The 19,179-nt window shown below is 69.1% G+C and carries 10 protein-coding genes and 1 pseudogene; 6 read left to right on the top strand and 5 right to left on the bottom strand.

What is annotated here, in order from left to right:
* Nucleotides 1–81: 81 nt before the first annotated feature.
* On the top strand, nucleotides 82–10,815 hold the full coding sequence (locus tag ACQ860_RS09770) for an SdrD B-like domain-containing protein (RefSeq protein ID WP_431303187.1): 10,734 nt from the start codon (nucleotides 82–84) through the stop codon (nucleotides 10,813–10,815).
* A gap of 144 nt (nucleotides 10,816–10,959) precedes the next feature.
* Nucleotides 10,960–12,288, top strand: coding sequence for an aspartate aminotransferase family protein (locus ACQ860_RS09765; RefSeq protein WP_431303186.1), 1,329 nt, complete (start codon nucleotides 10,960–10,962; stop codon nucleotides 12,286–12,288).
* Here the strand turns inward: ACQ860_RS09765 and ACQ860_RS09760 are convergent.
* Together ACQ860_RS09760 and ACQ860_RS09755 are read right to left on the bottom strand one after the other, a co-directional pair.
* A complete protein-coding gene (locus ACQ860_RS09760) occupies nucleotides 12,285–12,491 on the bottom strand; it encodes a hypothetical protein (RefSeq protein ID WP_431303185.1) in 207 nt (68 codons plus the stop codon). The genes ACQ860_RS09765 and ACQ860_RS09760 overlap by 4 nt on opposite strands.
* A 14-nt stretch (nucleotides 12,492–12,505) precedes the next feature.
* A pseudogene (locus tag ACQ860_RS09755) lies at nucleotides 12,506–12,670 on the bottom strand (plasmid stabilization protein); the annotation flags it as partial.
* Between the two features lie 131 nt (nucleotides 12,671–12,801).
* On the opposite strand from ACQ860_RS09755, the gene ACQ860_RS09750 reads away from it, so the two are divergent.
* The 4 genes from ACQ860_RS09750 to ACQ860_RS09735 all read left to right on the top strand — a co-directional run bounded on the left by ACQ860_RS09750 (nucleotide 12,802) and on the right by ACQ860_RS09735 (nucleotide 16,114).
* Nucleotides 12,802–13,776 carry a CobW family GTP-binding protein gene (locus ACQ860_RS09750; RefSeq protein ID WP_431303184.1) on the top strand — a complete coding sequence of 325 codons (975 nt, stop codon included), beginning with the start codon at nucleotides 12,802–12,804 and terminating at the stop codon, nucleotides 13,774–13,776.
* Nucleotides 13,773–14,804: a WD40 repeat domain-containing protein gene (locus ACQ860_RS09745; protein ID WP_431303183.1), complete on the top strand. Its 1,032-nt coding sequence runs from the start codon at nucleotides 13,773–13,775 to the stop codon at nucleotides 14,802–14,804. The genes ACQ860_RS09750 and ACQ860_RS09745 overlap by 4 nt, the downstream gene beginning before the upstream one ends.
* Nucleotides 14,801–15,637: an aldo/keto reductase gene (locus tag ACQ860_RS09740; protein WP_431303182.1), complete on the top strand. Its 837-nt coding sequence runs from the start codon at nucleotides 14,801–14,803 to the stop codon at nucleotides 15,635–15,637. Before ACQ860_RS09745 ends, ACQ860_RS09740 begins: the two co-directional genes overlap by 4 nt.
* Before the next feature lie 66 nt (nucleotides 15,638–15,703).
* Nucleotides 15,704–16,114, top strand: coding sequence for a DUF3775 domain-containing protein (locus ACQ860_RS09735; protein ID WP_431303181.1), 411 nt, complete (start codon nucleotides 15,704–15,706; stop codon nucleotides 16,112–16,114).
* Nucleotides 16,115–16,218: 104 nt separating this feature from the next.
* On the opposite strand, the gene ACQ860_RS09730 is transcribed toward ACQ860_RS09735, so the two are convergent.
* From ACQ860_RS09730 to ACQ860_RS09720, 3 genes are read right to left on the bottom strand one after another with little or no spacing between them, the layout of a single operon-like run.
* Entirely contained in the window at nucleotides 16,219–16,815 is a 597-nt protein-coding gene (locus tag ACQ860_RS09730) for a D-sedoheptulose-7-phosphate isomerase (protein ID WP_431303180.1), read from the bottom strand.
* 25 nt (nucleotides 16,816–16,840) lie between these two features.
* A complete protein-coding gene (locus ACQ860_RS09725) occupies nucleotides 16,841–17,914 on the bottom strand; it encodes a hypothetical protein (protein WP_431303179.1) in 1,074 nt (357 codons plus the stop codon).
* On the bottom strand, nucleotides 17,911–19,176 hold the full coding sequence (locus ACQ860_RS09720) for an FkbM family methyltransferase (protein WP_431303178.1): 1,266 nt from the start codon (nucleotides 19,174–19,176) through the stop codon (nucleotides 17,911–17,913). The genes ACQ860_RS09725 and ACQ860_RS09720 overlap by 4 nt, the downstream gene beginning before the upstream one ends.
* Between the last annotated feature and the right edge of the window lie 3 nt (nucleotides 19,177–19,179).

The raw sequence follows: 19,179 nt of genomic DNA, 5'->3' as shown, positions 1-19,179 counted from the left end.
CATAAGTCTCAAAAAATGTAAAAATCGCCTTAACGGGAGTTTAGCGCCGCCCCCGCGGCAGTCCCGTCCGGAGACAAAAACATGTCTGCTCGCCCGATCGTCTCGTTCCTCGCCGGCTCCACGGTAAATGCCCCGATCGGTGGGCAGCAGACCCTGACGGTCCGCTTTGACAACGTCCCGGACAGCGCGCCCGGCTCCAATGTCGGCTACTCGCCCTACATCAACCTCGTCCTGCCCACGAACGGCGCGGATGGCGCGGGCTTCGGCAGCGCGGGGGCGACCTCCAATGACGGCGTGATCTTCCAGGGCGCCACCTATCTCGGCGCCGCGCTCGAGCAATGGGTGATCGAGTTCCCGGCGAGCGGCACCGTCACCCACCCCTTCAGCAAGGATGCAGCCGGCAACCCGCTCACCGTCACCGGCACGCCGGGTGAGACGCTGGTCGTGCTGCGCCTGCCCTTCGGCAGCTTCACGCCCGACCAGACGGCCGCCGATGTGCAGGTGAAGCTGCAGGTGTCGAGCTCGGCCGACCTCGGCACCCCGCTGAATCTCCAGGCCAGCGGCGGCTTCGCCTACGGCCTCGATCCGCTGGTGAACCCGGCGACCGATTCGCCGGTCTTCGGTCCGAGCGCCAGCCTCGCCATCAACCCCACCGTGATCGCGGTGGATGTGGATTATGTCGGCCCCGAGCAGGAAACGGCCACCGGCCCCTCCTATCCGCGCGAGTGGCTGGTGAAGGCGCTGATCGCCGATGGCCAGACCATGACCGGCCTGACGCTGCGCGACACCATGCCGGACGGCACCTTCATCAAATCCGTCTCCATCGTGAACGGCACGGGCACCACCAGCTTCGACAATGCGACCGGCGAGGTCACCGCCAACTTCACCGGCAGCTACACCGGCGGCGTCGGCGGCGTGCCCACGCTCAAGATCGAGTTCTACGTCCCCGAATTCCTGCGCGATGGCGTGACCCCCGTGCTCGATCCTGTGACGGGCGCCTTCCGCGTGCTGGAGAACAACGCCCGCCTGGATGCGACCTGGGACCCGACCGATGCGCGGGACCCCATCCAGGTCTTCGCCCTCAACCCCGTGGGCCCCGAGGATGTGATCACGGCGAAGTCCATCGCCGTGCAGAAGTCGGTCGTGCCCGTCACCACGCTCAAGGCCGGCGAGAACCTGGAATGGACGCTGGACGGCCAGGTTTCCAACTACTTCAACATGGACGACCTGGTCCTCATCGACAAACTCGGTGACGGGCAGGTCTTCGACGCCTCCAGGCCCGTCACCATCACCATGCGTGAGGGCGGCGCCACGCTGTTCAGCGGTGTCATCGCCGCGGCCAACATCAATGTGGTGCGCGACGCCGCGACCGGCATCTCCACCATCACCTTCAATGTCTCGCAGGAAATGCGGGACCGAGGCATTGACGACGTGCTGAACGGCCGCCCCGGCGGCGTGGAGAACCAGGCGACCGTCCTGGTCAAGTTCCAGAGCACGATCGAGCAGAGCTACATCTCGACCAGCCCGGCGCCGTCGAACGAGCCGCTCGTGGACCAGGGCGACCCGCTCGCCAACGGCATTGATTTCGGCGGCGTGGTGGATGAGCACGATAACTACAAGGCCGACCAGAGCGGCGCCGGCGTCACGCTGCCGGTGAGCAACGTCTCCAAGGCCATCTACGCCATCAACGGCAACACCGCCTTCACGCCGGGCCCCGTCTCCGCCGGCGATGCCATCACCTTCCGCCTGAAGCTCGACATGCCGCTGACCGGCGCGCATGACGTGCAGCTGCGCGACTACCTGCCGCTGCCCGTGCTCAAGGCCATCTCGGGCATGACCTTCGCCGATCTGGTGAACGGCGCGACGCCCGGCGTGAACCAGGCCAAGTGGGGCCCGGGTGCCACCTATGACAGCTCGGGCGATCCCACCACGCTGCCCAGCATCAGCTATGACAGCGCCAGCAATTCGCTGACCTTCGATTTTGGCGACGCGGTGGCGCCGGGCAACCCCTCCTCGACCATCGACCTGCTCTTCACCGTGGTGGTGGGTGATGAGGAATTCGGCGACGGCCTGCTGCTGACCAACCAGGTGACGAGCACCGAGACCAACAGCTTCGGCAAGGAATTCCAGGACAACGCCATCGTCCAGTTCGTGCTCGGCGAACCCGAGCTGAACATCAAGAAGGGCGTCATCGCCGACACCAACGCGGCGGCGGCAACGACGGGCACGGTCGGCCCCGTCGCCTTCACCGCGCCCGGCAGCGCGGGCAACCGCTTCAGCGGCACCATCAACAGCACCAACCTCGACCTCACGCCGATCGACGCCAACCTGAACGGCGCCGATGCGGGCGACCGCGTCTCCTTCGCCATCGTTGTCGAGAACACAGGCTCCTCGCTCAAGGGCGCCTTCGACGTCCTGATCCATGACACGCTGCCGCCCGGCTTCGAGATTCCGGCGGGAGGGCTGAACCTGCGCGTCACGGACGGCGCGGGCAATGTGCTGACCTATACGCTGGTCGGCGGCGGGCTGTTCGACACGGCGGGCGGCCTGCGCCTGGACGACGCGACGAACAGCGGCAGCATCGGCGCCTTCCACGCGACGAGTGGCGACAACATCGTCGTCATCACCTACGACCTCGAACTGGTGGACAATGTCGCGGCCTTTGGCGCCACCCTGACCAACACCGCCACCATCGAGCACTTCGCCGCCATGGAGGGCGGCATTGACCGTACGCCTTATGCGCCCGGCGGCACGCTGACCGACACGGCCGTCGTCACGACGCAGATGCCCACCATCGTGAAGGCCGTCTTCTCCACCAGCGAAAGCCACACGGGCAAGCTGGCCGGCAATGACAGCCTGGACGACGTGACGATCGGCGAGACGGTCACCTACCGCATCACCGTCACGGTGCCGGAAGGCCGGATGGCCGATTTCCGCGTGGAGGACTTCCTGCCCACCTCCGACACCTCCGGCGGAGGCGTGATGGAAATGCTGGCGGCGCGCTTCGTGGGCGTCACCGGGCTCGGCGCCGGCAGCGTCTTCGACGACACGCCCGTCATCACCCTCTCCGACACCGATGGCGTCAACGGCAACGATCGTGCGACCTTCGCCTTCGGCGACGTGCTGAACGCCGCCGACACGCTGGGAACCCAGCCCGCCACCGTGACCCTGGAGGTGGATGCGCGCGTCAAGGACAGCGGCCAGAACCAGCGCGGCGACGTGCTGTCCAACCTCGCCGTCGTCAGCGCCGCCAATCCCAACAGCGCCGGCGGCCGCATCCTCGCCAGCGCCTCCGCGGATATCGAGGTGGTGGGGCCCAACGTCGTCACGACCAAGTTCGCCTCCGTCTCGTCGGCCGATGCCTTCGACACCATCAACTACACCGTCCGCGTCACCAATTCCGGTGTTCCCGCCGCCGGCGCCGGGAACGCCGATTTCACCGCCCGCGCCTGGGATGTCAGCATCAGGGACATCCTGACGGATGTGCTGGCCGATGCGACGATGACGGGCAATGTCACCATCGGCGGCCTGGCGGCGGGCCGCATCACCGATCTGACCGCGGGCAACCTCCAGGATGTGGACTACCTGGTGGATTACCTGGACCCGGGCGAGACCGTCACCATCACCTACAGCGTGCGGGTGGATGGCGATGCTGATGCGGGCGAGACGCTGGTCAACACCGCCACCGGCGTCGGGAGTTCGATGGACGGGGTCGCCCCGGATGACCGCGAGAGCACGAGCAGTGCGACCCGGACGGTCACCATCGCTTCGCCCGTCGTCACCAAGACGGTCATCGCGACGTCGAACGCGGACACCGGGACGGCCCGCTTCGGCGGCACGCGGCAGGATGTCGCGATCGGCGAGGAGATCACCTATGAGATCACCGTCCGGCTGCCCGAGGGCGACAGTCCGAACCTGCGCATCACCGACCTGCTGGAAGACCTGACCTCCAGCGGCAACGGCACGCTCTCCTATGTGGCGGATTCCCTTGAGGTCGTCTCGGTCGGGACGGGCCTCACCACCTTCGCCGGCGGCGTTGTCCCGGTCCCCACGCTCACCACCTCCTCGCCCGGCATGACGGCGGGCCTCGACCAGTTCGTCCTGAACTTCGGCGATGTCCGCAACACGGTGGTGAATGCGACGACGGCGGATGAGGTCATCACGCTGCGCATCAAGGCCGTGGTGAACGACGTCGCGCAGAACAATGACGGCGACAATCTCCGGAACACGGCCAGCGTCAACACCGGCACCTCCGGCAGCGCCTCCACCGCGGTCAGCGGCTTCGTGGAGATTGATGTCGTCGAGCCGCTGCTGATCATCGACAAGTCCTCGACGCTCGCCGCCCCCGGCCAGCCGCTCGATGCCGGCGCGCTGGTGAACTACAGCATCACCATCCGCCACGACGCGAATTCCGACGCGCCCGCCTATGACCTGGCGCTGACCGACCTCGTGCCCACCGGCATGCAGCTCGTGGCCGGCACGCTCGCCGCCTCCGTCGGCACCATCAGCCATGTGGGCAACGCGATTTCCTGGAGCACGGATCGCTACCTGCTGGGTGCGCCCACCGTCACCATCACCTACCAGGCCCGCGCGCTGGATACGGTGACGCCCGGCCAGGTGCTGGCGAACACCGCCCGCCTGACCTACGACACCAACCCGGCCGACCCGGTGAACCCGCTGAACCCGACGGCCGCCGAGGATCTCGCCAGCCGCAGCTACAACATCCAGGATACCGAGAGCCGCACCGTCGTCCTCGCGCCCACCATCGACAAGTCGGTGATCGCGACCGGCGATGCCAATACCGGCTCGGGCTTCGGCAATGCCGCCAATCCCGATGCGGCGCCGGGCGAGACCGTCACCTATCGCCTCACGGTCACGGTGGGCGAGGGGACGCAGCGGCTGATCATTTCCGACACGCTGCCCAACGGCCTGATCTTCGAGAGCGCCTCGGTCGAGAGCATCGGCGCCAGCATCAGCGACTCCGCCCTGGCCGTGGGTTCGGGCCCGATCACCTTCCCGGGTGGGGCCTATGCCTTCGACTTCGGCACCATCGTCAATGCCGCCGACAATGACCGTGATGCGGGCGACACCATCACCATCCTGGTCAATGCACGCGTCGCGACGACGGCGACGGCCGGCAGCACGCTGACCAACACCGGCGTCGCGCAGACCTTCGGGCCGGCTGTCGGCAATCCCGGCCTCGCCACCGCCAGCGATCCCGCGGCGATCGACATCGTCCGCCCCGACCTCGTCATCGCGAAGGACGTCATCGCGGGGCAGGGCGGCGATGCCGGCGACCTCGTCACCTACCAGATCAGGCTCAGCCATGCCCCGGGCAGCACCTCGCCCGCCTATCTGGTCAATCTCTCCGACATCATCCCGGCCGGCGTCACGCTGGTGGCGGGGACGGCCACCTCCACGGCCGGCACGGTGACGGAGACGGGCGGGAATATCGGCTTCACGCTCAGCCAGTTCCTGCTGAACGCGGCGCCCGTCGTCATCACCTACCAGGCACGGCTGGCCGGCAACATCGTGGATGGCCAGGCCATCACGAATACGGCGAGCGTCACCTACAGTTCCGCCCCCGTGCTCGGCGTCTCGGTGACCGAGACCGATCCGGCGGTGCTGACGACCGATATCGTGAACACGGTGGTGAAGACGCTGGTCTCCACCTCGCTCGGCGCCACGGTCGGCAATGCGGTGGGCATCGGCGAGGAGGCGACCTTCCTCGTCACCGCCACGCTGGGCGAGGGCTCGCAGCGCATCATCCTGCGCGACGTGCTGCCCACGGGGCTGGACCTCGTCAGCAGCGAGCTGGTGTCGCTCGGCGGGATCACCGGCTCGTCGCTGAGCGTGGGCGCTTCCGGCACCTATGATGCCGCGACGCGCACCCTCTCCTTCAACCTGGGCGACATCAACAACGCCTTCGACAATCTCGTCACCGTGAATGACCAAGTGGTGTTCAAGGTGGTGGCGAAGGTGGCCGACATCGCGGGCAACACGGCCGGCAAGCTGCTGGACAATTCCGGCCAGGTGGTTTCCGCCGCTCCGGTGAACCCCTATGCGGTGGCGCCTGGCTCCTCGCTCACCACGGTCAGCGAGAACGAGGCGGTGCAGGTGGTCCGCGCCTCGCTGGGCGGTATCGCCTTCACCGACTTGAACGGCAATGGCCAGCGCGGCGTGGGCGACACGGCGCTGGCGGGCATTACCGTGACGCTGCTGAACGGCGACGGCACGGCGACCGGCCGCACGGCCGTGACCGGTCCGGATGGCTCCTACCTCTTCGACGGTCTGATCCCTGGCAGCTACCGCGTCCGCTTCGACGAGGGCGGCGGCTTCAAGCGCACGCTGGACAATGTCAACCCGGACGCGACGGACAGCGACGCGGTGCAGGCCACCGGCATCACGCCCGTCTACACGCTGGCCAATGGCGACAATGTCCGCAACGTGGATGGCGGCTTCTACAAGCTCGCCACCATCGGCGACCGCGTCTGGGAGGACATGAACGCCGACGGACTGCAGAATGACGGTGCCACGGGCATCGTCGGCGCCACAGTGCAGCTGCTGAATTCGAGCAACGCCGTCATCGCCACCACCACGACCGGGGCGGATGGCTTCTACCAGTTCACCGGCCTCATCCCCGGCAGCTACTCCGTGCAGGTGCTGCCCCCGGGCTTCACCGCCTCGACGCAGAATGCGGGCGCCAATGCCAATGAGGCGACGGACAGCGACGTGAACGCCACCGGCCGCAGCGACGCCTTCACCCTGGTGAGCGACCAGAGTGAGGCGCGGCTGGATGCCGGCTTCTACAAGGGTGCGAAGCTCGGCGGGACGCTCTTCGAGGATGTGAACGGCGATGGCCTGCAGGGCGGCCCCGGCGAGGGCGGCATCGCTGGCCGCGTCGTCACGCTGCTTGACGCGTCGGGAAATTCGACCGGACGCACCGCCGTCACGGATGCGAACGGCAACTACCTCTTCGACGATCTGCGCCCGGGCACCTATTCGGTGCAGTTCGCGCCGAGCGCGGCGATGCCCTTCACCAAGGCGAATGTCGGCGGCAACAACGCGGTGGACAGCGACGCCAATGTCACCACCGGCAAGACCGAGACGGTGACGTTGGCCTCGGGCGGTGATGACCGGACGCTTGATGCGGGCGTCTATCGCCCGGCCTCGATCGGTGACCGCGTCTTCGAGGACATGAACGGCAACGGCCAGCAGGATGGGGGCGAGCCCGGCCTCGCCGGCGCCACCATCCGCCTGCTGAACGCCGATGGCACGCCCGTCGCCGGCGTCTCGCCCATCATCACCGATGCGACCGGCGGCTATAATTTCACGCAACTCGCGCCTGGCGATTATCGCGTCGAGATCACCCGCCCCGGCTACCTGCCGACGTTGAAGGACAGCGGCGCGGATGGCTCCGACAGCGACATCGCCGCCAATGGCCGTACCGATGTGGTGAACCTCGTCTCCGGCGAGGTGGAAAACACGGTGGATGGGGGCCTCTACCGCGTGGGCTCCATCGGCAATTTCGTCTGGCTGGATGCGAACAACGACGGTGACCAGGACCCGGGCGAGCTCGGCGTCGCCAATGTCACGGTGCGGCTGCTGCGCGCCGATGGCACGCCGACGGGCCTCACCACCACGACCGACGCGGCGGGCGCCTACAGCTTCACCAACCTCGCCCCCGGCGAGTACCGGGTGGAATTCGTGGCGCCGCTCAACCGCGCCCTCGGCAAGCAGGACCTGGGCGGCAACGACGCCCGCGACAGCGATGCCAATCCCGCCACCGGCCGCACCGGCATCATCAGCCTCGAATCCGGCGAGAATGATGACAGCGTCGATGCCGCGATCGTCGAGCTCGGCGCGCTGACCGGACGCGTCTGGGTGGATCGCGACGGCGACGGCGTGGAAGAGGCGGGCGAGGCCTCGCGCGCCGGCATCACCGTCAACCTGCTCAACGCCGATGGCACGCCGACCGGCCGCACCACCACCACCAATGCGGGCGGCGAATACCTCTTCGACGAGGTGGTGGCTGGCAATTACCGCGTGCAGTTCGTCCTGCCCCCGGGTCTCAAGCTCACCCTGCAGGACCAGGGCGGCAACGACACGGTGGACAGCGACCCGAACGCCACCAGCGGCGTGACCGGCCTGGTCTCCGTCGTGCCGGCGACGACGACGCGCGACGTGGATGCGGGCGTCTATGTCCCCGCCAGCCTGGGCGACCGCGTCTGGCATGACCTGAACGCCAATGGCGTACAGGATTCGGGCGAGGCCGGCCTCTCCGGCGTCACGGTCCGGCTGCTCGCGGCGGATGGCGTGACGGTGATCGCCAGCACCACGACCAATGGCAGCGGCCTCTACAGCTTCGGCGACCTCGCCCCCGGCCAGTACGGCGTGCGTGTGGTGGCGCCCTCGGGCTACGAGACCTCGCCCCTCGACCAGGGCGGCAATGACGCGACGGACAGCGACGCGAACGCCACGGGCGTCATCGCGCCCACCATGATCTTCTCGGGCGATGCCCGGACGGATCTGGATGCCGGCCTGTTCCAGCGCGTGGCCATCGGCGACCGCGTCTGGATGGACAGCAACGGCAACGGCCTGCAGGATCCGGGTGAGGCCAATGCGCGCGGCGTGACCGTGCGGCTGCTGGATGCGGGCGGCACCGTCATCGCCACCACCGCGACGGACGCGAACGGGGCCTATAGCTTCGCCAACCTGTTGCCCGGCACCTACAGCGTCACCTTCGTGCCGCCGGCCGGAACGGTGCTGACGACGCGCGACGCCGGCAACGACACGCTGGACAGCGACGCCCATGCCAGCACGGGCCGGACGAGCCAGATCACGCTCACCTCCGGCCAGGTCAACAACACACGCGATGCGGGCCTGCTGCTGGCCGCCTCCATCGGAGACCGCGTCTGGTCCGACCTCGATCGCGACGGTCAGCAGGACGCGGAGGAGCCGGGCATCGGCAATGTCACCGTCCGCCTCATCTCCTCGACCGGCACGGTGCTCGCCACGACCACCACGGATGCGGGCGGCTTCTACAATTTCGGCAATCTGCGCCCCGGCAGCTACAGCGTGGAGTTCGTGACACCCGCGGGCTTCACGCCCACGACGCGGGACACCGGCAATGACGCGAGCGACAGCGATGCCGGGACGGGCGGCCGCACCGGAAGCTACACCCTGGTGCAGGACCAGGACCTGACGACGGTGGATGCCGGCTTCGTCCCTGATGTGGTCGGCGCCTGCGAACTGCCGACCACGCTGCTGACGCCGGGCGCCGACAACACGGTCGGCACCGCGGGCGCGGACCACATCGACGGCCTGGCCGGCAACGACGCCATCCAGGGCCTCGACGGAGACGACTGCCTCCAGGGCAATGACGGCGATGACGCGGTCTTCGGCGGCAACGGCAATGACAAGGTGCAGGGCGGCCGCGGCAACGACAATGTCCACGGCAATCGCGGCAATGACGTCCTCTTCGGCGGCGATGGCGATGACGTGATCGAGGGCGGCGACGACAACGATTGGGAGGATGGCGGCGCCGGCAACGACAACATGCAGGGCGAGCTGGGCGACGACACCATGTTCGGCGGCTCGGGCAATGACAGCATGACCGGCAACGAGGGCGATGACATCGTCATCGGCGGCGCCGGGAATGACGACATCCGCGGCTCCATCGGCCGCGACACCATGGCGGGCGGCACCGACACCGGCACCATCCGCCTGGTCTCGGGCGCCTTCACCAACGTCGTCATCGGCGACAGCGTGCAGGGCGATGCGGGGCCTGACAGCTACATCTACCAGCGCGGCGACGGCGTGGACATCCTCTACGCCTTCAACGCGGCCGAGGGCGACACGCTGACCATCTACGGGCACAGCGCGCCGACCGCGATCGGCACGTGGAACACCATGCCGGTGCTCTATTTCGGCGAGAACAGCGCGATCATCCTGCACAGCTACCAGGGCCCGCCGCTCACCATGGGCGGGCCGCTGCCGGGCATCACCTTCGTGCCCGGCACGCCGGAGGCGCCCCTCCCGGCCGCGCGTGCGCCGATCCAGGGCGGCGTGGGCGACGACAACCTGACCGGCACCGCGGGCCATGACCTGCTCGAGGGCCTGCAGGGCAATGACACGCTCGTGGGCGATGCCGGCGACGACACGCTGGAAGGCCAGCTCGGCGATGACCTGCTGCTGGGCGGCGCCGGCGCGGACCTGCTGGATGGCGGCGCCGGCACCGACACGGTGAGCTTCGCCGGCACCAATGCCGCGGTCACGGCCAACCTCACGACCGGCCTCGGCACCCAGGGCTTCGCCAGCGGCGATGTCTATGTGGGCATCGAGAACCTGATCGGCGGCGGCGGCAGGGACAGGCTTACCGGCGATGGCGGGGCGAACCGCCTGGAGGGTGCCGGCGGCAACGACACGCTGGCCGGCGGCGGCGGCGATGACACGCTGGTCGGCGGCGCCGGGCAGGACAGCCTGACCGGCGGCGGCGGGGCCGACCGCTTCGTCTGGACCGCGCTGACCGAAACCGCGGCGGCGACGCCGGACCGCGTGGTGGATTTCGCCTGGGCGGAAGGCGACGTGCTCGACCTCTCGGCCATTGACGCCAACCTCTCGCTGGCGGGCGACCAGGCCTTCACCCTGGTGGCGGGCAATGCCTTCCTTGGCGGCGGCCAAGGCTCCATCCGCCAGTCGCAATCCGGTACCGATACGCGCATCGAGATCGACCAGGGCGATGGCGGCGCGGCGGAGGCGGTGATCCTGCTGACCGGCCTGCATGTGCTGGTGAATACGGACTTCGTGCTGTGAGTTCGGCCCGGCGCGGGGCAGTCATGCCCCGCGCCGGGGCCGTCCCGCCGGAATTCATGGAGTTTTCCCGGCCGGGATGACTGGCCCGGGCGCGCCCATTGGCGCAGTATGGCGGCATCCGATCCGCTCCAGGAGCCCGCCGCCATGAATGAGATCAGCGTCCCGCGTCCCAACAACCTCGACGCCTTCTGGATGCCCTATTCGGACAACAAGTACTTCAAGGATCAGCCGCGCCTGCTCGCCCGGGCCGAGGGCATGCTCTACTTCACGCCCGAGGGCCGCGAGATCCTGGACGGCACGGCCGGCCTCTGGTGCTGCAATGCTGGCCATGGCCGCCGCGAGATCACCGAGGCGATCCAGAAGCAGGCTGCCATCCTCGACTTCGCGCCCACCTTCCAGCTTGGCCACCCCATCGCCTTCGAAGCCGCCGCCCGCGTGGCGGAACTGGCGCCCGAGGGGCTGGACCGCGTCTTCTTCACCAATTCCGGCAGCGAGAGCGCCGACACCGCGCTGAAGATCGCGCTTGCCTATCAGCGCGCGCGCGGCCAGGCGCAGCGTGTGCGCCTGGTGGGGCGTGAGCGCGGCTATCACGGCGTGGGCTTCGGCGGGATGTCGGTGGGCGGCATCGGCCCGAACCGCAAGCAGTTCGGCGCCATGCTGCCCTATGTGGACCACCTGCCGCACACCCACCTGCCGGAGCAGAACGCCTTCTCGAAGGGCCTCCCTTCCCATGGCGCGCATCTGGCCGATGAGCTGGAGCGCCTGGTGACCCTGCATGGCGACACCATCGCCGCCGTGATGGTCGAGCCGCTGGCCGGCTCCACCGGCGTCCTGGTGCCGCCCGTGGGCTATCTGAAGCGCCTGCGCGAGCTTTGCGACAAGCACGGCATCCTGCTCATCTTCGACGAGGTGATCACGGGCTTCGGCCGCATCGGCACGCATTTCGGCTCCGAGCGCCTGGGTGTCACGCCCGACATCCTGACCATGGCCAAGGGCCTGACCAATGCCGCCGTGCCCATGGGCGCCGTCGCGGTCAAGAACGAGATCTACGAGACGATCGTGGGCGGCACCGCCGCCGGCATCGAGTTCTTCCACGGCTACACCTATTCCGGCCACCCGCTGGCCGCCGCCGCCGCCCTCGCCGCCATCGACATCCATGTGCGCGAGGACCTGCCAGGCCGTGTCCGCGCCATCGAGGATTACTGGCAGGAGGCGGCGCATTCCATGCGCTCCGCCCCCAACGTGATCGACATCCGCAACCACGGGCTGATCGCGGGCATCGAACTGGCGCCGCTCCCCGGCAAGCCCACCGAGCGCGCCAACCGCGTCTTCCGCCGCTGCTTCGATGACGGGCTGCTGGTGCGCGTGACGGGCGACATCGTGGCCCTCAGCCCGCCGCTCATCATCGAGAAGAGCCATGTGGACCGCATCTTCACCACCCTGGCGGATGCGATTCACAAGGAAGCCGCCTAACCCTTCCCCACCTGATCCCGAAGCGCGCCCTCGACCTCCCCGGAGGCCGGGGGCGTCTTCGTCTTGGGCTTCCTGTCGCGACTCGCGCGCTCGCTGTGGGAGGCCACCTCGTCGGCGCCCTGGCCCGAAAGGTCGCTGCTGCGCGTGTCATGCGGGCCGACCTTGGCGCTGCCCGGCACATGCTTGGCGGGGCGCCGGGTCACTTGCGCCGCCTCATGCCCGAGCCACCGCGCTTGCCGCCGCCATCCTGGGCGTTGACCGTGGCCCAGGCCCGCCGTTCGGCCTCCGGCTCCGGCATGCCGCGCGCCTTGTAGCCCTCCTCGATGTGTTCCGCCTTTCGTTTCTGTTTGTCGGTGTATTTCGCCTTGGAACCCCTGGCCATGTCCGCCTCTCCCGCCGAGGTCTTGCAACGCGGGGCTGCCCTGCGGGTTACAGGCCCCCCTTGGCCTTCCCCGCCGGGCCAGCCCATATAGGCGCCAGAACAGTCGCCCCCCTTCGCGGAGCCCGAGCCCCATGTCCGACCAGATTCCCGTCACCGTCCTCACCGGCTATCTCGGCGCCGGCAAGACCACGCTGCTGAACCGCATCCTCACCGAGCAGCACGGCAAGAAATTCGCCGTCGTCATCAACGAATTCGGTGAGCTGGGCGTGGACAATGACCTCGTGGTGGATGCCGACGAGGAAGTCTTCGAGATGAACAATGGCTGCATCTGCTGCACCGTGCGCGGGGACCTGATCCGCATCCTCTCCAACCTCATGAAGCGGCGCGAGAAATTCGACGGCATCATCGTCGAGACCACGGGCCTGGCCGACCCCGCGCCCGTCGCGCAGACCTTCTTCGTGGATGAGGATGTGAAGCGCGCCACCAAATTGGATGCGATCGTGACGGTGGTGGACGCCAAGCACCTGCTGGCCCGCCTGGAGGACAGCAAGGAGGCCGAGGAGCAGATCGCCTTCGCCGACCTCATCCTGCTCAACAAGATGGACCTCGTCAGCGAGGCGGAGGCCACCGAGGTCGAGCGCCGCATCCGCGCCATCAACCCGATGGTGGAACTGATCCGCAGCACCAAGTCCGACGCGCCGATCGAAAGCGTGATCGGCCGCGACGCCTTCAACCTCGAGCGCATCCTGGTGCGCGAGCCCGATTTCCTCTCGGGCGAGGATCACCATGAGCATGACAGCGAGGTGAACTCGGTCTCCTTCGAGGTCAGCCGCCCCATCGACCCCGAGAAATTCAACACCTGGATGACCGACCTGCTGGCCGCCAAGGGCCAGGACCTGCTGCGCACCAAGGGCATCCTCGCCTATCCCGGCGAGGACCGCCGCTTCGCCTTCCAGGCTGTCCACATGGTCGCCGATGGCGACTATATCGGCCCCTGGAAGGAGGGCGATCCGCGCAAGTCCAAGATCGTCTTCATCGGCCGCGACCTGAACCGCCCGCAGCTCCGCCGCGGCTTCGAGTCCTGCCAGGTGGAAGCCTCGGCGTGAGCGACGCGGCGGATATCGAGTTCCTCCTCGGCCAGCGCGGCACCTCGCAGGAATTCGGCGCCTGGGTGATCGGCCTCGCCTTCGGGCGGGAGGGGCGCTCCCTCCATGCCGGCCTCGGCGACGGCACGGTTCGGGTGGCGCAGGTCGCCGCCCCCACGGAGTGGCTGACGGTCGAGGCGCACAAGGGCGCCGTCATGTCGCTCTGCGCCGATGCGAAGGATGGCGCGCTGACCGGCGGCGATGACGGCCGCGTGATGCGGATCGCGCCCGACGGCACCGCGACCGAGCTCGCCAAGTTCGGCAGCAAATGGGTGGAGCATGTCGCCGCGCATGAGAGCGGCGTGCGCGCCGCGGCCGTCGCCAAGGCCGTGCATGTGCTGGACGCCAAGGGTGAGGTGGTGAAGTCCCTCGCGCATCCCTCCACCGTCGGCGGCATCACCTTCGACGCCAAGGGCAAGCGGATCGCGGCCAGCCACTATAACGGCGCTTCGCTCTGGTTCGTGAACGCGAAGGAGGACAAGCCGCGCGCGCTGGAATGGAAGGGCAGCCACGCCGCCATCGCCATGCACCCCGAGGGCGGGCATGTCGTCACCGCCATGCAGGAGATGTCGCTGCATGGCTGGCGGCTTGCCGATGGCCAGCACATGCGCATGTCGGGCTATCCGGCCAAGACGCACAGCCTCTCCTTCAGCAACAAGGGCAAGTGGCTCGCCACCAGCGGGGCCGAGGCGGTGGTGCTCTGGCCCTTCTTCGGCGGCGGGCCCATGGGCAAGGCGCCGACCGAGCTCGCGGGCGGCGATGGCGTGATGTGCACGCGCGTGCTCTGCCACCCGCAGCATGAGATGGTCGCCGCCGGCTTCGAGGATGGACTGGTGCTGCTGGCCGACATCAACACGGGCCGCGTGCTGCCGGTGGCGCCGCCGGGGCAGGGGGGTGTCTCGGCGCTGGCCTGGAACCCCTCCGGCTCCCACCTCGCCTTCGGGACCGAGAGCGGTTTCGTGGGCCTGCTGGACCTCTCCGCCCGATGAGCGCGCCGCTTCTCGTCACGCCGCGCCTCACCATGCCGGCGCTGGGCCTCGGCACCTGGCCCATGAAGGGCGCGGAATGCCAGGTGGCGGTGGAGAGCGCGCTCGCCCTCGGCTACCGCCACATCGACACCGCCGAGATGTACGGCAATGAGGAGGCGGTGGGCGCGGGCATCGCGGCGAGCGGCGTCGCGCGCGGCGAAGTCTTCCTCACCACCAAGATCTGGCATGACAAGCCCGATGGCGCTTCCTTCCGCGCCGCCTTCGCCGCCTCGCTCGAGCGGCTGCAGCAGCCCTATGTGGACCTGCTGCTGGTCCATTGGCCTTCGCCCGCGCTGAACCTACCCTCGGTGCTGACGGCGCTCGCGCACATCCATGCCGAGGGACTGGCGCGCGCCGTCGGCGTCTCGAACTTCCCTTCCGCCCTGCTGCGGGAGGCCCTGGCGCTCGACATCGCGCCCATCGCCTGCCTCCAGGTGGAGCAGCACGCGATGCTGGGGCAGCAGACCCTGCTCGACATCACCCAGCCCGCCGGCATCGTGATGACGAGCTACACCCCCCTCGGCAAGGGCGAGGTGCTGGAGCACCCGGTGCTGACGGGCATCGCGGCCCGCCATGGCGCGACGCCGGCCCAGGTGGCGCTGGCCTGGCTGCTCTCCAAGAGGCTGGTCGCGGCCGTCCCCAAGGCGGCCAGCGCCACCCGCCAGGCCGAGAATCTGGCCGCGGCGAAGCTCAAGCTGAGCGAGGCGGACCTCGCCGCCATCGCCGCCCTGCCCAAGAATCGCCGCTTTGTGAACCCCGCCTTCGCGCCGGCCTGGGATTCGCCGGACGCGTGATCCAGATGTCGCGCGCCCCGCGCTGCGGCATTATGCTGGCCTGAAGGCAGGAGGGAGGCCCCAACGATGTCGCAATCCGAGGAAGAGGGCGAGGAATTCGATCTCGGCATCAGCCTGGAGATCGTCGCCACCGTCGTGGACCTTGCCAATGCCGTGCAGGACGCCGAGGAGGGCCTGCTGAGCGGCGAGGATGACGAGGAAGAGGACGACGAGGAGGATGAAGAGATCAGCGAGGAGATGCTGACCGACTTCATCGACGAGTTGAACGAGGAGCAGCAGGTGGCGCTCATCGCGCTCGCCTGGATCGGCCGCGGCGACTACGAGCCCGAGGATTGGGAGGAGGCGCTGAAGATGGCCGCCGAGCGCAATGCCCGCGGCGATGCCAGCACCTACCTGGCCGGGATGGAAGGCCTGGGCGACCTGCTCAGCGAAGGTGTCGGCGCCTTCGGCCTCGCCATCGAGGAAGTGGAGCGCTGAAGCCTTAGGCCACGCTGCGTTCACATGCGTTCACGCCGCGCGGTCCAGCCTTTGCTGAGAGGATGATTCAGCGTTTCGGCGATGCCGCCTCAACGCATCATGCTCTAGCTTCCGCGCGGAAACATCTCCGCCTCGATCATGGCGCAGATGGCATGGCCCAGCACCTCATGCCCCTCCTGGATCGAGGGGGTCACGCTGCTGGGCACGCGGATCGCGATCTCCGACACGGCGGCGAGGTCCGCGGCACCCGGCCCATGGCCGGTGAAGCCGATGGTGACCATCCCGCGCTCCCGCGCCGCGCGCATCGCGGCCAGGACATTGGGCGAGCGGCCGGAGGTGGTGAGGCCCATCAGCACGTCGCCCGCCTGGCCCAGCGCCTCAACCTGGCGGGCGAAGACGCGCTCATAGCCATAATCATTGCCGATGGCGGTCAGGATGGAGCTGTCCGTCGTCAGCGCGATGGCCGGCAGCCCGGGGCGGTCGTAGTAGAAGCGGCTGACCAGTTCCCCCGCCCAGTGCTGCGCATCGGCCGCGCTGCCGCCATTGCCGCAGATCAGGATCTTGCCCCCGGCGCGCAGGGCCGCGACGCAGGCGCGCGCGGCGTCCGTCGCGGCGGCCTGCAGTGGGGCATCCGCCTCCATGCGCGCGAGCAGGGCGGCCGCGGCGCGCAGCGCGCCAAGGATGCTGGGTGTTTCGGCCATGGGGATCAGCCCTCCGGACGGCGTCTCACGGCGCCTCGTAGCGCGGCAGCCAGTCGAGATCCGCGCAGAACAGGAATTCATCGGCCCGGTCCGGCCGCATCAGCGCGCGGTGCAGCGCGGCGTTCAGCCCCACCTCGTCCAGGATGGGCTGCGGCTCATGCGCCGCGTCGAAGGCCACGCCATGCGGGAAGGCGGCGAGGCATTCGGCCAGCAGCTCGCGCGGGCCGGGTCCGGCTTCGGCCAGCAATTCGGGGAGGTCGAAGCGGACCAGCGCCATCGTCCCGCGTTCGCGCAGCCAGGGGGCGATGACCGGCGCCTGGCGCGCCGCGCCAGGCTCGTTCAGCCGGAGCAGGTCAAGCCGTGCGGGCTTCTCGCGCTCCATCATGGCGGCGACGGAGCCCATGGCGGTGGCCCGCATCGCCACGCGATCGAGGCCATTGTCGGTGAGGTTCTCGGAGAGGGAGGCGGCGCGACGGAGCGAGCCCTCATGCGCGATGATCATCGCATGGCCAGGCGCCCCGGCGGCGAGGCCGAGCGTGGTGACGCCGATGCCAGCCCCGGCCTCGACGATGACGCGGCCCTCACCCTCTTCGGCCCAGGCGGCGCGCAGCAGGGCCGCGAGGCGGGGAGCGGTGCCGGGGGCTGCGATGAATTCCGGCTCGCGGCTGTCGCCCTTCAGGCTGAACTCGCGCCCCAGCAGCCGGATGCCGCGTTGGCGCGGCCCTTCCGGGCGCGGCAGGCGGGACTCGATGGCGGGGCAGGCCAGCAGGAAACGGCGCAGGCTGCGCAGGCTCGGGTGGAGCAGCAGCAGCGCCTCGATCTCGGCCGCATCCGCCACACGGTCCGTGCCGAGGAGGAGGCAGGCCGCGGCGGCCTCTTCGGTCGCGCGGGTTTCCGCCCAATGGCCGCGCTCGACGAAGCCCGACATGGCGACCGCCGCCATTTCCGGGCTGGTCAGGATGCCGTCGCGCAGCCCGCTGAGATTGGTGGCGCCACACCAGCCCTGGACGACCGTCTCGTTCTCCGGGTCGCGCCCCAGCAGGAAGCGATAGGCCCAGCGCACCACAGCGGGCGTGAGTTCCGCCGTCATGCCGCTCATCCCCAGCGCTCCAGCCAGCCGAGATCGTCGCAGAGGATCAGGTCATCCACACAGTGGCGCTCGGTCAGCACGGTATGGAGCACCCAGAGCAGTCCGTCATGATCCCGGATCGGCAGGGGGCGCCCATCCGGGCCGAAGGCGACCATGTGCCGGAAGGCGGCGTGCCATTCCTCCAGCACCTCCATGGGGTTGCGCGCGCCCGCCGTCATCTGCGTCCAGGTGTTGAACTCGGTGAAGATGATCGGGCGGTGGCGGGCGATGTTTTCGCTCGCCCCCAGGATCGCCGGGGTTTCGCCGCCCTCGACATCCAGCTTGAGGAAGTCCAGCCGCTCGACGCCGAGCTCGGCCAGCACGCTGTCGAGCCGGCGGACCGGGACCTGCTTGAACACCGCCCCCGCGGTCTGGGTGCGGCTATGCGCCTCGGCCAGCGCGCTGGTGGCCGCGTTGCGCGCCCCGCAGCGCAGGCGGGCGAAGCCGTCCCGCTCGGCCAGCGCGCAGGTCAGCACCCGCGCCTGCGGGAAGTCGTTGGCACCGAGATTGTGCCGCAGCAGCGGCTGGCTGCGCTCGTCCGGCTCGAAACACAGGAGCTCGGCGTGATAGGGCGCCGCCGCGCCCATGACGAGGCTGGTCACGCCGATATTCGCGCCGACATCCGCCAGCACGCGCCCGGCGCCGCCATCGGGGAAGGCGGCCTGGATCAGCCGCGCCAGCCGCTCGAGGCTCGGGTCCACCGGGCCGGCGACCAGGTCGTTCCAGTAGCCCTCCGGCCCGTCGCCGCGCAGGACGAAGCTGCGGTCGAGCACGGTCAACCGGTGATCCTGCAGGGCGACCGCGGCAGGCGCGGCGGGCGCTGCCTGCGTGGCGAGCGGCTCCGGCTGGCCCCAGGGCGTCTGCTCCGCCAGTTCGCGCAGTTCGGGGGCCGCGAGGAAGGCGCGGCGGAAGCTCAGCAGGTCAGGGTGGGCGGCGAGTTCCGCCTGGATGTCGGCCTCCGTCGGCGTCGTGTCGAAGCGCAGCAGCCAGGCGGCACGGATGGCGGCGGCGCCGAGCGGCGAGACCGCCCAGGGGCCATAGGCTGGCGCGCCCGCCCGCAGATGCGCCTCGGCCTCGGGCGCGCGGACGAAATAGTTGAGGATCAGCCGCCCGTCCCGCAGCGAGGCCCAGTGATGCAGGACGGCATCGTTCTCGGCCTCGCGCCCCAACAGGAAGCGATAGGCCCAGCGTACGGCCTCGACGTAGGAAGTCGGCGTCCCGGAACGATCCATCCC

Origin of the sequence: Sediminicoccus sp. BL-A-41-H5 (assembly GCF_050632405.1) — a bacterium.
Lineage (GTDB): Bacteria > Pseudomonadota > Alphaproteobacteria > Acetobacterales > Acetobacteraceae > Roseococcus.
The sequence above is the reverse complement of the archived record's forward strand: the minus strand, read 5'-3'. Positions and strand labels throughout refer to the sequence as shown.

What these genes read in the sequence shown, in the direction of transcription:
- ACQ860_RS09770 (WP_431303187.1), top strand. Translation starts at nt 82, where the DNA reads ATGTCTGCTCGCCCGATCGTCTCGTTCCTCGCCGGCTCCACGGTAAAT.
- ACQ860_RS09765 (WP_431303186.1), top strand. Translation starts at nt 10,960, where the DNA reads ATGAATGAGATCAGCGTCCCGCGTCCCAACAACCTCGACGCCTTCTGG.
- ACQ860_RS09750 (WP_431303184.1), top strand. Translation starts at nt 12,802, where the DNA reads ATGTCCGACCAGATTCCCGTCACCGTCCTCACCGGCTATCTCGGCGCC.
- ACQ860_RS09740 (WP_431303182.1), top strand. Translation starts at nt 14,801, where the DNA reads ATGAGCGCGCCGCTTCTCGTCACGCCGCGCCTCACCATGCCGGCGCTG.
- ACQ860_RS09735 (WP_431303181.1), top strand. Translation starts at nt 15,704, where the DNA reads ATGTCGCAATCCGAGGAAGAGGGCGAGGAATTCGATCTCGGCATCAGC.
- ACQ860_RS09730 (WP_431303180.1), bottom strand. Translation starts at nt 16,815, where the DNA reads ATGGCCGAAACACCCAGCATCCTTGGCGCGCTGCGCGCCGCGGCCGCC.
- ACQ860_RS09725 (WP_431303179.1), bottom strand. Translation starts at nt 17,914, where the DNA reads ATGAGCGGCATGACGGCGGAACTCACGCCCGCTGTGGTGCGCTGGGCC.
- ACQ860_RS09720 (WP_431303178.1), bottom strand. Translation starts at nt 19,176, where the DNA reads ATGGATCGTTCCGGGACGCCGACTTCCTACGTCGAGGCCGTACGCTGG.